The following is a 12,830-nucleotide window of genomic DNA, read 5'->3' on the forward strand; positions in this document are numbered from 1 at the left end:
AAGGACTTGATATTTACAAACCCTAACCGAAAAACGATTGATTAATCGTTATTCGGCAAGGGCAATTTAAAATAGCCTTTTGAGAGTCATTAATTAATGACTGTTAGGATTGGCTAGGAGTAGCTTGACTTGTTTCGGTTTGGATTTCTTTTTGGCTTTCTATCCACGCGTTGACTTTATCACTTAGTACGGCCATGGGTACTGCTCCACCGAGTAACACTAAATCGTGGAATTTTGCTAAATCAAAATTTTCTCCTAAAGCGGCTTTCGCTGTTTCACGTAGCTCTAAAATTTTAAGCATACCAAGCTTATAACCAAGTGCTTGCCCTGGCCATGCCATATAGCGTTCAATTTCTGAAATAACATCTGACTCAACTGAGCCAGTCGTTTCAGCCATATAGGCTATAGCTTGTTCGCGTGTCCAGCGCTTATGGTGTAATCCAGTATCTACGACTAAGCGAACCGCTCTAAATAATTCGGCTTGGAGCCTACCAAGATCGCTAAGCGGATCGTTTTTATACATTCCCATTTCTGCGGCAACTTGTTCTGAGTAAAGCGCCCAACCTTCAATGTAGGCATTGTAAGGTGCAATACGCCGCAAAAATGGTAGTGATGTTTGTTCTAGATTGAGTGCTATCTGCCAATGATGACCAGGATTGGCTTCGTGATAGGTTAAAGTTTTTAAACTAAATTTTGGATTGGCTTTCATATCGCGCAAATTGATCCAATAAACACCTGGTTTGCTACCATCGAGAGAGGGCGGAGAATATTGGCCGCCAGGTGCACCATCCTGAATTTCTTTTGGAAAAGCTCGCACTTCTACCGCATATTTTGGTTTTGACTTAAATAGCGGCTCCATTGCTTCATTCATTTCTTCAATGTAACCGTTTAGATCTTGCAGTAGCTCAGCTCTGCCTTGTTCAGAATCTGGATATAAAAACTGAGGATCTTCGGTAAGTTCAACCATTCTTTGGCCAACGCTGCCTTGAGTGTATCCTGCAGCTGTTAACAGTTTGTCCATTTGTGCTGAAATGCGTGCTACTTCATTAAGACCTATTTGGTGAATTTGCTCAGCAGTTAATTCACTATCGCCTAATTGTTTAATAGCGTCTTGATAATATGCCGCTCCGTTTGGCTGTGCCCAAATTCCAGATTCATCTTTTGCTTTACTAACTAAAGCTGTCGTTTGCTCGGCGATTTTTTGGTATGCAGGGTAAACTGTTTGCTTTATTTGAGTTAGTGCTTCACCAATGAGTTCTTTCTTGCGGTTTTCGCTGAGCGAGTCAATGAGATTAACTTTTTCTTCAAAGTTGGTCATTAACGGGTGGTTTTCCGGTGACTCAGCCAGGAACTTGTCAAAATAACGCAGCGCTCCTTTTAAAATTACTTTGGGTGGTATCCAACCTTGCTCCATATCGTGTTTCTGTTTTGCTTGTATACTATCGATTAACGCCGCAAACTTTGATAAACGTGTTATATAGTTTTGAGCATGATTTTCATCCAGTAACGGTTGATCACCTTGCATTATTCGCGGAATATCAAGTAAGGGCCCATTTATTTGGTTGACAATAAACGGCGATAACCCCATCCAAGTATGTATAAAGCCAACATTAAATTTGGGGTTTCCGGCAAAATATCGAGTAATGCTTGCCATCACTTGCTGGTTTTCATGATCACTTGGAGTCGCTGAAGGTGGTAATTTAACTTTGGCTATCTGCTGTGAAATAGCTAAAAGATCGGCGCGTAATTGCTGTTCATTTTTTGGCGAGTAATCTTCAGTGCTATTAAAGAAATTCTTTCCAACCTGTTCTGCACTTAAACCGAACAAGGTCGCAGAAAAAACTCGCGCCTGAAATAATGTTTGGTTGGCCTTTATATATAAATCTTGTAGCTGTTGTTGTGGACTTTTTTGAGCAACGGTTTGTTGGACTTCTTGAGGACTGGTGTTGTTTGATTCTGCGGGGGCGTCTTGTTGGCTACATGCGCCTATCAAGCTGACCGCAATGATGCTACTCAGGATTTTTTTAGATAGTGGTAAATGATTAATTAAGATCATTTTATTTTCCCAAATTCATTTAAGTTAAAAAGGTTAGATTATTATTGTCATACTTTTATTGTTATTTTAAATCAATATTTGCCGTAACTTCCGCTAAAAAATTACGGCAAATTGCTTTTTATAATACTGCTTTAAGGGCATCAGCTACGTAGCTTAAACACTGAGTATTTAGACCGGCAACATTAATTCTACTAGAGTCTGCCATGTAAATACTGTACTCCGCACGCAGTTTAGCAACTTGTTCTTGGTTTATACCTAAGTAAGTAAACATTCCTTTTTGTTGGGTAATAAACTGAAAGTTGTCGCCAACGCCGCGCTGTTCAAGCTCATTTAAAAGACCGCTGCGTAAAGCCTTAATACGGGTGGCCATTGCGTTTAGTTCAGTTTCCCATTCACTTCGTAAAGTAGGGCTAGACAGTACTTTGTCTACTAAAAAGCCACCGTAGGCAGGAGACATAGAATATATTGCTCTGGCAATATCTTGGGTTTGGGTTTGTATTGCGTGCGCTTGAGCTTGGTTTTTAGTTTGTACTAATAAAGTTCCGGCTCTTTCTCGGTATAGTCCAAAGTTTTTAGAGCACGAGGTTGCTATAATCATTTCTTCGACTTGCTCAGAAAGATACCTGACGCCTTTAACGTCTTCTTCTAAACCGTCGCCTAGACCTTGGTATGCGATATCAACAAAAGGAATAAAGCCTTGGTTTACCGCTCGCTCTGCAATTTTTTTCCAGTGTTCAAATGCCAAGTCTGCGCCAGTTGGGTTATGGCAGCAACCGTGTAGTAAAACCACATCATTTGGTCCTAGTTGAGCCAGCTGAGCATCCATAGCATCAAAATTAACTGCGCCAGTTTTACTGTCAAAGTAAGGGTAAGTTTTAATTGATAATCCTGCAGACTTAATTAGTGGAATATGGTTTGCCCAAGTCGGCTCACTTACCCAAACAGTTAAGTCTTGCTTTAAGCGCATTAATAGCTCTGCACCGACTCTAAGTGCACCACAGCCCCCTGGTGTTTGTAAGCCAGCTACACGCTGGTCGTTAAGTACGCTAGATGACTGACCTAACACGAGGGATTGTATTCCTTCAACAAAGCCAACTACGCCACCTGGGCCAATATATGTTTTGCTATCTTCGGTTGCTAAGTGTTCTTGCGCTGCTTTTTCTATGGCGGTCATTATCGCCGTATGACCAGATTCGTCTCTATAAACCCCCACACCTAAATCCACTTTGTTAGGGTTTGGGTCGTCTCTATATAGCCCAATGAGTCCAAGTAACGGATCGGCTGGTAACGCGCTAAGTTGGTCAAACATTAAGTAACTCCGTTTTGCTATTATATTTGGTTAAAAAGTCGCAAAGTGCGACTACTTTTATTGACGCTAATTGTACTCTGTAACGCGCTAGTTTTGCCAGTAATGTTAGGGGGTTTATCACATCCACTAACAAAAAGTTCTATTTTAAAATTAAATAAATGTGTTAAATGCTAATAGTACAGGCAATTATATTTTCACAGCGACTCGGGTTAGCGCGAATGTCTGATTGAATAGCTGTTGATGAAAGACTAAAATGCAGTTTTTAAGAGTTATAAATAGCTGAAAAAGCTATTATTTGCAAAGAGGCAACAATGATAAGAGTTGGTCACGGATATGATGTGCACGCATTTGGTGGAACTAGCCCATTAATTCTGGGCGGCGTTAAATTTCCAGACCATCAAGGATTAGTTGCGCACTCAGATGGAGATGTATTGTTGCATGCGGTTTGCGATGCGCTTTTAGGTGCTGCTGCGCTGGGCGACATTGGTCGGCATTTTCCCGATACAGAAAAAGAGTTTGCCGGTGCTGATAGCCGAGTACTGTTACGTACCGTTATTAAGCTAATCCAAGCAAAACAATATCGAGTTGGTAATATCGATGTCACTGTTGTCGCGCAAACCCCAAAGATGCTAGATTCTATTGAGGCCATCCGCAAAGTATTGATGACCGATTTACAAGTGTCAATTGAACAAGTCAATGTTAAAGCCACAACAACTGAAAAACTAGGCTTTGTGGGAAGAAAAGAAGGAATAGCGGTTCATTGCGTCGCGTTAATTGAATCGACCGCTGATGAATACTCCTAATGGATGACTTTTCAGCGCAATATCGCGAACACTCAAGCAGCCTACCTCGCTTTAATGCCATGCCAAAGGTAACAGGGGTGATTCGTCAAAAGTTAGAAGATTTTATTGTTAATGAGACGCTATCTTTCGAACCCAGCGGAGCAGGGGAGCACTTATTTTTGCGCATTGAAAAGCGTGGCTGCAATACAGAATGGGTTGCAAAGCAGTTACAAAAATTTTATGGGTTGCGCTCTCAAGACATTGGTTATGCCGGTAAAAAAGATAGGCATAGCGTTTCCACTCAATGGTTTAGTTGTCATTTACCTGGTTTAAAAGATCATCCTTTACCAGCAGAAAATGAAAGCTTTAAGGTGGTAGCAAAGTGTTTACATGCTAAGAAACTGAGGAAGGGCAGTATTGCTTCAAATCATTTTGAGATTGTGATGCGTGAAGTCCAAGGTAGCATTTCTGAGGTCACCCTTGAAAATATTAAATCCTCAGGTTTCCCCAATTACTTTGGTTATCAGCGCTTCGGACATTGCGCCAATAATCTTATTCAAGCTGAGCAATTTTTAAAGGGCGAAATTAAAATAAAATCGCGCGATAAAAAAGGCATGTTACTGAGTGCTGCGCGAGCTTTTCTGTTTAATTTACAAGTCGCCAAAAGACTTGAGAGAAGCAATTGGTTAACCGCATTAGATGGCGACTGCTTTCACTTAAACGGCTCACATTCCTATTTTCACGAAGCCCAGGTTAAGGATGAAATTCAAGATAGACTCAACGCAGCAGATATTCACATTAGTGGGTGGCTCCCGGGAAAAGTAAGCTCTCAAGCGAGCGCTCAAGCTGCACTTTTAGAGTTAGAAGCCATAGCAGACTTTCAGTTTATGATTGATGGTTTAGTTAGCAAACGAGTTGACTCAGCACGACGCTCTATGCGAGCTTTTGCAGATAATATAGAGCTTACAAAGCCAGCAGACACGATATTAAAGTTTAGTTTTAGTTTACCCAGTGGTTCTTTTGCAACCAGTTTTTTGAGGGAATTAGCTCAATTTACTGACATTAAAAGTGTTTAAATATGAGCTCTAGGAGACAGCAAATAGCTGAAATTAAATGATAAACATCCTACTAAGTAATGATGACGGTGCTGATGCTCCAGGTATTCAAACACTATTTAAACAGTTAGGGGCGACTTATGCTGTCACATTGGTTGCACCTGATCGCGACCGAAGTGCTTCTAGCAACGCGCTAACTTTAGATAGGCCCCTTCGGGTTAATCATATTGGAGAGCAACAGTTTTCTGTTACCGGAACCCCATGTGATTGTGTCCATTTAGGCTCTCATCGATTAATGCAATCACCCCCTGATATCGTTATCGCTGGAATTAATCGCGGGGCTAATCTAGGCGATGATGTGCTTTACTCTGGTACAGTGGCTGCAGCGATGGAAGGTCGAAGTTTAGGTTTTCCGGCTATCGCAGTGTCTTTAGCCAGCAAACAGTGTCAGCACTATCACACCGCGGCTCAAATTGTTCAAACCTTAATGTTAAAGTTAGCTGGCTCAAGCTTAGAGTCTAATATTGTGTTAAACGTTAATGTTCCCGATTTGCCGTTAGAAAAAATTAAAGGATTTCAACTTACTCGTTTGGGAAGTCGGCATAGAGCTGATACTATAGTGCCTGCGCAAGATCCTAAAGGCCGTGACATCTATTGGTTAGGGCCGCCTAGTGAGCCGCAAGATATTGGAGAGGGGACCGATTTTAACGCGGTTAATCAAGGGTTTGTGTCTATCACACCAATTGTAGTCGATGTTACTGCTTACCAAAGCTTTAACTCAGTAAAAGAGTGGATGTCAGAATTATGATAACAAAAAACCTTGCCGGCATCGGCATGACGTCACAAAGAACACGCAGTCGTCTTATTCAGCGACTTAGAGATAAAGGCATTGTCGAAGAAAAAGTATTGCGAGTAATGGAAACTATTCCACGCCATATATTTATTGATGAAGCAATGTCGCATCGAGCATACGAAGATACCTCTCTTCCTATAGGCATGGGGCAAACAATTTCTCAGCCCTATATTGTCGCGCGAATGACAGAGCTATTAGTTATGAGCGGCAAAATGAATGATGTACTAGAAATTGGCACTGGTTGCGGCTATCAAACCAGCGTTTTGTCTGGTGTTTCGCGAAGAGTTTACACAATTGAAAGAATTTTACCCCTTCAAAAGCAAGCGATTGAGCGTTTTAAACTGTTGAACTTACACAATGTCACTCATCGTCACGGAGATGGTTATTTAGGCTGGGAAGATCAATCTCCGTTTGACGCAATTATCGTCACAGCAGCGCCAGACCAAGTTCCTCAAGCCCTAATCGATCAATTAGCGGTCGGCGGCAGAATGGTTATACCGGTTACTATGAAAAATGGTGATCAACAATTACATTTATTAGAAAAAGACGAAGAAGGGATCTCTTCCATGATCGTAGAAGAAGTAAAGTTTGTACCCTTGCTTGGGGGGACTATTCAGTGAAAATTTTTACTCGCATGTATGAAGCCTGTCTGGCGTGGGCTAAGCATCGTTACGCTGTTTATTATCTCGGGGTAATGAGCTTTGCCGAGTCAATTATATTTCCTATACCTGTCGATGTTATGCTGGCGCCTATGTGTTTAGCGCGGCTTGACCGTGTATGGCATTACGCATTAGTCGCAACCGTGACCAGCGTTTTAGGCGGTGTTTTCGGTTACTTTTTGGGGCTTTACTTTTTCGATAGCCTAATTGAGCCTTTATTAATTCAATTTAACTATATGGACACCTATGCTAAATCAGTAATTTGGTTTGCTGAGTATGGTGTTTGGGTGGTTTTTATTGTGGGTTTTGCGCCAATACCTTACAAAGTGTTTACGATTTCAGCCGGTGCCTTAAATATGGCACTCATTCCTTTTATTATCGCTTCTTTGTTTGGTCGAGCCGGTCGTTTTTATTTAGTGGCAGGCTTAATGAAGCTAGGCGGTGAGAAAATGGAGAAAAAGCTACACCAAATTGTAGATTATATCGGTTGGTCCATTGTGATTCTTGCTATTTGCGGTTATTTGTTGTACAAATATATTTAAAGTGTTGAAAAACAGTTATTTAAGGGTGATAGTTAAATTAATTTATTAACTAATCGCTCGGTTAACTAATCGATCATTCTGGCGCCTATGTAGTTTCGTAGACAATTTCAGTTCTTAGATTAGTTTTGTTCTTTGACAAGTTTGTTCAGACTTTAAGTCTAACCGTAATTTCAGGAATTTGCGTGAGTCGGTCATTGCTATTTAGGTACCACAAGACTTCTGTACTCTTCGCCGCTGTTTTGGCAGGGTGTGGTACACATGCGCCTGCGCCTGTGTATGATTTGTATGCTAGCGACTCGGCACTGGAATCTAAACAAAACATCTCTCAAGCCGTTTCTCACTTAGAAACTATAAGCGTGCGTCCTAATGAATATACGGTAGTGCCTGGCGATACCTTGTTTTCAATCGCGTGGGAAAATGCGATTGATGTGGATGAGCTAATTGCTATTAATCAACTCAAAAATAACCTGATCTACCCTGGACAAAAACTTCAATTTGAAAGAGCCGTTGATGAAAAACTCTATGATCATCAATCGCTTATTGCGGCTTTAAATCAAGAAATATTGCAGCACCCAATAAACCTAAATGAAAATCCGGGAAAAACTCGCAAAAATTCTGCCAGAGAGCTTGCAACTGGATCAAAAAAGAGTAATATAAATTTATCGAATACAAAAAACATTTATGCGAATAAGCAGCATAAAGGTTCTTCCCGAAAGGGACCGCAACAAAAATTGGCTGTGAGTCATGCGAGAAAGTCTCAGCATGGCAAACAATCAAAACAAACAAAAGCCTTAGCGAAATCGCAACAAGTGCGCGCTAATGCGTCAATAAATTGGATTTGGCCGACTGACGGACAAATAGTAGGTAAGTTTTCAAGCCGCTTGAATGCAAATAGAGGTTTGGACATTGCTGCTAAAAAAGGTCAGCCGGTAAGAGCAACAGCACCTGGTCAAGTTGTCTATAAGGGCAATGGACTAAAAGGTTACGGTAACTTAGTTATCATTAAACACGATAACAATTACCTAAGTGCTTATGCTCATAACGAAAAAATCCATGTGTCTGAAAATGAATTTGTAAACGCTGGACAAAGAATAGCTGATGTAGGTAGTAGCGGAACTCAAAGTGATAAATTGCACTTTGAAATTCGTTATAAAGGTAAGCCAGTTGACCCATTAAACTATTTACCTGAGAAAAATTAAAAATATTTTTTAAAAACCTAAAGTTATATTAAATAGTGTCGATAAACTTAATATAGCTATGAAGAACCGCTTAATTAGGCTTATTTATCAGCCAATTAAAAGCAGTCAGGCAGCAGTGAAGCGAGTCAGTTATGCAACGTACTCTGACTTTGATATTCTAGGACAGCCGTCCTTAAGGTGGAGAGCAAAAGAATGCCAAAACAAAACACTAAGAAAGCTAAGATAGTGGCTAGTGATTTAGATTTAGCCGAGCCAGAAAGTGCCCATTTAGAAGAAATTGAAGTTCAAGAGAAGTTTAAAGTAGATACCGCTAGTAAAAGAGAAGGCGGTTTTGACGCCACTCAAATGTATTTAGGCGAAATTGGTGCCTCGCCGTTACTCTCCGCAGAAGAAGAAGTCTATTTCGCTCGTAAAGCCTTAAAAGGCTGTGAAGCGTCTCGTAAGCGCATGATTGAAAGTAACTTAAGACTCGTAGTGAAAATTGCTCGCCGTTACAATAATCGCGGTCTTGCTTTGCTTGATTTAATTGAAGAAGGTAATTTAGGGTTAATTCGAGCTGTTGAAAAGTTTGATCCAGAGCGTGGTTTCAGGTTCTCTACTTATGCGACATGGTGGATACGACAAACCATAGAGCGCGCCATAATGAATCAGACGCGTACAATTCGCCTGCCAATTCATGTAGTAAAAGAATTAAATGTTTATTTACGTGCTTCGCGCGAATTAGCTCAAAAGCTCGATCATGAGCCAACTGCCGAAGACATTGCCAAAAAGTTAGGCAAGCCAGTTGAAACAGTGGCAAGAATGCTAGGCTTAAACGAACGAATTTCATCGGTTGATTGCCCTATTGGTGCCGACAACGACAAGCCTTTACTCGATACTATTGCTGATGAACGTGAGTGCGGTCCGTCTAAACGCTTACAAGAAGAAGATTTAAAGCAAAGCATTGAGTTTTGGTTAGATCAACTGGGTGAAAAGCAAAAAGAAGTATTAGCGCGACGTTTTGGCTTATTGAATTATGAAGCTGCGACTTTAGAAGACGTTGGAATGGAAATTGGCTTAACACGAGAAAGAGTACGCCAAATTCAAGTTGAAGCATTAAGAAGACTACGCTTTATGTTAGAACGTCAAGGGTTAAGCCTTTCTAGTATCTTTAATGTGTAGCTTAATGCTAAATCTAAAAAGCGCGTATTACGCGCTTTTTTTTCGTTTAAATTTCTTTAAAAACACGCTGTGAAGTTAGTTTAAGACTTTTATGGCCAGAGCGTGAATGTCGGTTTGCATCATTTCACCTAACGCTGCGTAAATCAGTTGATGCTGTTTTATTGGACGTAGCCCTTCAAAAGCCTTGCTTTTAATTTCTAAGCTAAAATGTCCTTTTCCGCTTTGTGCGCCAGCATGCCCAGCGTGCAAATGGCTGTCATCGTTGATGTTTAAGACCGACGGTTGGAAAGCCTGCTCTAACAACAACTGCATTTTATTGATTCTTGCTTGATTCATAGATTAATTTTTTCCGCTGATAAATTTTTAAAGTTTATTTTAAAAGTCTGTTTTTATATTTAAGGAAGTACTTTCTTAAAGGGCTTAACTGTTACCTTTTGGTAAACACCTGCCAACAGATAAGGGTCGCAGTCTGCCCAGCTTTTTGCAGCTTCTAGGCTTTCAAACTCAGCAACTATTAAGCTACCGGTAAAGCCCGCAGGGCCAGGGTCATCAGAGTCGATTGCCGGATGAGGTCCGGCTAATAACAAGCGTCCTTCGGCTTGTAAATTTTGTAATCTTTCTAAATGAGCAGGTCGGCTAGCTTGTCTTTTAGACAAACTGTTTTCTATATCTTCTGAAATAATAGCGTAAAACATATTCAAGTGGGCTCCGTGGATTTCTTTTACTAATTTTCTGTGTGGCTTTTATCATCTAACTGTTGGCTGTCTTTGTTAGGGCTCTGAGGTGAATCTTCAATCGCAAAATAAGGAAAGAGTTTGTAAATGGTGAACGCCATTAAAGCGAAAGTTAAACCCATCAACCCGAAAAGCTTAAACTTTACCCAAAATGCTTCAGAAAAGTTGAATGCAATATACAAGTTGAGAAAACCAAATAAAAAGTAACCAATAGGCCATATTAAGTTAGTTTGACGCCAAACCTTTTCAGGGACACTAAGGCCTTCATCGAGAGCTGCTTTTAATAAGTCTTTAATTAAATATTTTTTTTGTACAAGTTGACGGAATAAGAAAACCGCCGCCATTATCCAAACTACAATGCTCGCTTTCCACTGTACAAACTCGGGTGCTCTAAAAGCTAAAGTCAAAGCGCCGAAAACCAAAGTTACAACTAGCATCCATAAATGGAGCTTTTCAAACTTGCCGGTGATAAGTCTCGCACCAATGGTTTGTATTACCGAAGCAACCATTAATCCTTGAACTGCTGGATATAAAGGCGTATCTGAGTCGATATAAAAATAAATACCGACAAAAGCAATGATCGGCAAGTAGTCAAAAAAGAGTTTCATCTATTCAAACCTTATTAAAAAATATGCGGTTATATTAGCGAGTTTAAGAGTATGAAGCTAGCTCAATTAGGCTTATCTAAATAATCCGTATCGGGTGATTCAGGCGTATTTTTAATAAAAGTAAAATATTTAATCCAGATTAACGCTCATTTTTTAGTTGTGTTGACTTTAAACTGCAGGAATAAAAATTATTTTAGCTGAGGGTTTGTTATAATTTACCCCAATAGCCCGTAACAGCGCACGCCTAGGACTCTAATTGAATAAACGATTTGACTTTCATTGCCATAGCAACTTTTCAGATGGTGCTTTAACTCCGACCGATTTAGTCCAGTATGCCGTTGCTAGAGAAATCGATTATTTGGCTTTAACTGATCATGACTCGGTTTCTGGCATCGATGAAGCACTCGCTGCAGCGGAAAAAAGTGATAGACCCATTCAAATTATTGCAGGCGTAGAAATATCGGCACTTACTGAGTTTGGTGAAGTTCATATTGTTGGTTTAAAAATCAACCCCAGCAATACCGTGTTAAACGAAGCGCTTAAACTTCAACAAAATGAACGCTGGCAACGGGCAGCGCTTATTGAAGAGCGCTTAGTTAAAGCCGGAGTTACAGGTGTTCTTGAGGCGTGTAAAGCATCGGTCAAACAAGTAGTCACCCGCAGCCACATAGCTCAAATTATGGTAGAGTTAAACTTTGTTAAAGATAGGCAGCAAGCTTTTAAAAAATATATTGGAAAGCAAGCCAGAATAAAAATTCCCAAGCAGTGGATGAGTTTAGAAGATGCCATTCATTTGATTAAGCAAGCTGGCGGAGTTTCAGTTTTGGCTCACCCAACGCGCTACCCTTTATCAAATAGGAAATTGAGTTATCTTATTAAAGCATTTAGTCAGGCAGGCGGAGACGCAATAGAGCTAGCTTATCCAAGCTTAACGCCAGATAAAATGAATTGGTTAAAAATTCAACTAAACGAAAACCAGTTGTTAGCTTCTTCTGGTTCAGACTTTCATTACCCTAATTTAAAATGGACTGATTTAGGGCGCTTTCCATATTTAGATAGTGAAATTTCTCATGTGAAAGAAATACTGTTGAATTAGTTTGTCGATTATCACAGATTAACTCAAATAAAAGCTGATAGGTTGTTGGAAAATTTTATATACTGCAGCTTTTAGTATTTCACATAAAAAACTGATCCATGGTCATACAAGGATAATTGCTCAGGAGCCGTCAATTAATGACTCAATTATTAGAAGTACATGCTCAAAATCCACAGGCTCGGCTTATTACTCAAGCGGTTGCCTGTATTCGTAATGGCGGCTTAATTGTTTATCCTACTGATTCAGGATATGCACTCGGTTGTCATATTGGCGATAAAAAAGCACTTGATAGAATCCGTAAAATAAGAAAATTAGATAAGTCTCATAACTTTACTTTAGTTTGTCGTGATCTTTCAGAACTCGCCATTTTTGCGCGAGTGGATAATACTTCCTTTAGAGTTTTAAAAAACCATACTCCAGGCCCCTATACCTTTATTTTAAGAGCATCTCCTGAAGTGCCTAACCGCTTGCAGCACCCTAAAAAGAAAACAATTGGTATTCGGGTGCCTGAACATCCAATTGCATTGGCATTGTTAGAAGCTTTAGGTGAGCCTTTAATGACAACAAGCTTAATTATGCCAGATCAAGAAATTCCATTAGCAGATCCCGAAGATATTTTTGACGTATTACAAGGCAAAGTTGATATGGTCATTAACGGCGGCTGGGTAAGTGATGTGCCGACAACAGTGATTGATATGTTAGATGGTTACCCAGTAATAAAACGTCGGGGAGGGGGCTCTCCAGAAGATTTTGAGTCACTGTAAATTTTAGCTCAG

At 40.2% G+C, this 12,830-nt stretch carries 14 protein-coding genes; 9 read left to right on the forward strand and 5 right to left on the reverse strand.

Annotated elements, in window-relative coordinates:
- Positions 1-103 precede the first annotated feature (103 nt).
- Positions 104-2,056: a DUF885 domain-containing protein gene (locus ACUR5C_RS07305; protein ID WP_454467698.1), complete on the reverse strand. Its 1,953-nt coding sequence runs from the start codon at positions 2,054-2,056 to the stop codon at positions 104-106.
- Between the two features lie 118 nt (positions 2,057-2,174).
- The gene (locus ACUR5C_RS07310) at positions 2,175-3,365 is read right to left on the reverse strand and encodes an amino acid aminotransferase (RefSeq protein ID WP_454467699.1); all 1,191 of its coding nucleotides are present in this window, start codon (positions 3,363-3,365) and stop codon (positions 2,175-2,177) included.
- A 311-nt stretch (positions 3,366-3,676) separates the two neighbouring features.
- On the opposite strand from ACUR5C_RS07310, the gene ispF reads away from it, so the two are divergent.
- The 7 genes from ispF to rpoS all read left to right on the forward strand — a co-directional run bounded on the left by ispF (position 3,677) and on the right by rpoS (position 9,616).
- Positions 3,677-4,168, forward strand: coding sequence for a 2-C-methyl-D-erythritol 2,4-cyclodiphosphate synthase (gene ispF / locus ACUR5C_RS07315; protein WP_454467701.1), 492 nt, complete (start codon positions 3,677-3,679; stop codon positions 4,166-4,168).
- Positions 4,168-5,223, forward strand: a complete 1,056-nt coding sequence (gene truD / locus ACUR5C_RS07320; RefSeq protein WP_454467702.1) for a tRNA pseudouridine(13) synthase TruD — start codon at positions 4,168-4,170, stop codon at positions 5,221-5,223. The genes ispF and truD overlap by 1 nt, the downstream gene beginning before the upstream one ends.
- A 37-nt stretch (positions 5,224-5,260) precedes the next feature.
- Positions 5,261-6,010 carry a 5'/3'-nucleotidase SurE gene (surE, locus tag ACUR5C_RS07325; protein ID WP_454467703.1) on the forward strand — a complete coding sequence of 250 codons (750 nt, stop codon included), beginning with the start codon at positions 5,261-5,263 and terminating at the stop codon, positions 6,008-6,010.
- Positions 6,007-6,675 carry a protein-L-isoaspartate(D-aspartate) O-methyltransferase gene (locus ACUR5C_RS07330; protein WP_454467704.1) on the forward strand — a complete coding sequence of 223 codons (669 nt, stop codon included), beginning with the start codon at positions 6,007-6,009 and terminating at the stop codon, positions 6,673-6,675. Before surE ends, ACUR5C_RS07330 begins: the two co-directional genes overlap by 4 nt.
- Entirely contained in the window at positions 6,672-7,256 is a 585-nt protein-coding gene (locus tag ACUR5C_RS07335) for a YqaA family protein (protein WP_454467705.1), read from the forward strand. Before ACUR5C_RS07330 ends, ACUR5C_RS07335 begins: the two co-directional genes overlap by 4 nt.
- A 182-nt stretch (positions 7,257-7,438) precedes the next feature.
- Positions 7,439-8,455 carry a peptidoglycan DD-metalloendopeptidase family protein gene (locus ACUR5C_RS07340; RefSeq protein ID WP_454467706.1) on the forward strand — a complete coding sequence of 339 codons (1,017 nt, stop codon included), beginning with the start codon at positions 7,439-7,441 and terminating at the stop codon, positions 8,453-8,455.
- A 192-nt stretch (positions 8,456-8,647) separates the two neighbouring features.
- Positions 8,648-9,616, forward strand: a complete 969-nt coding sequence (gene rpoS / locus ACUR5C_RS07345; protein WP_454467707.1) for an RNA polymerase sigma factor RpoS — start codon at positions 8,648-8,650, stop codon at positions 9,614-9,616.
- Positions 9,617-9,691: 75 nt separating this feature from the next.
- On the opposite strand, the gene ACUR5C_RS07350 is transcribed toward rpoS, so the two are convergent.
- The 3 genes from ACUR5C_RS07350 to ACUR5C_RS07360 are packed head-to-tail and all read right to left on the reverse strand — an operon-like array spanning position 9,692 to position 10,958.
- Positions 9,692-9,952 carry a BolA family protein gene (locus ACUR5C_RS07350; RefSeq protein ID WP_454467708.1) on the reverse strand — a complete coding sequence of 87 codons (261 nt, stop codon included), beginning with the start codon at positions 9,950-9,952 and terminating at the stop codon, positions 9,692-9,694.
- Between the two features lie 59 nt (positions 9,953-10,011).
- Complete coding sequence (locus ACUR5C_RS07355; RefSeq protein ID WP_454467873.1) at positions 10,012-10,311, reverse strand: YciI family protein; 300 nt, start codon at positions 10,309-10,311, stop codon at positions 10,012-10,014.
- A 29-nt stretch (positions 10,312-10,340) separates the two neighbouring features.
- Positions 10,341-10,958, reverse strand: coding sequence for an inner membrane-spanning protein YciB (locus ACUR5C_RS07360; protein ID WP_454467709.1), 618 nt, complete (start codon positions 10,956-10,958; stop codon positions 10,341-10,343).
- Between the two features lie 256 nt (positions 10,959-11,214).
- Between ACUR5C_RS07360 and ACUR5C_RS07365 the strand changes: the two genes are divergently transcribed.
- The gene (locus ACUR5C_RS07365) at positions 11,215-12,054 is read left to right on the forward strand and encodes a PHP domain-containing protein (protein ID WP_454467710.1); all 840 of its coding nucleotides are present in this window, start codon (positions 11,215-11,217) and stop codon (positions 12,052-12,054) included.
- Between the two features lie 137 nt (positions 12,055-12,191).
- The gene (locus ACUR5C_RS07370) at positions 12,192-12,818 is read left to right on the forward strand and encodes an L-threonylcarbamoyladenylate synthase (protein WP_454467711.1); all 627 of its coding nucleotides are present in this window, start codon (positions 12,192-12,194) and stop codon (positions 12,816-12,818) included.
- Positions 12,819-12,830: the final 12 nt, after the last annotated feature.

The sequence above is a fragment of the Aliikangiella aequoris genome, assembly GCF_053709105.1.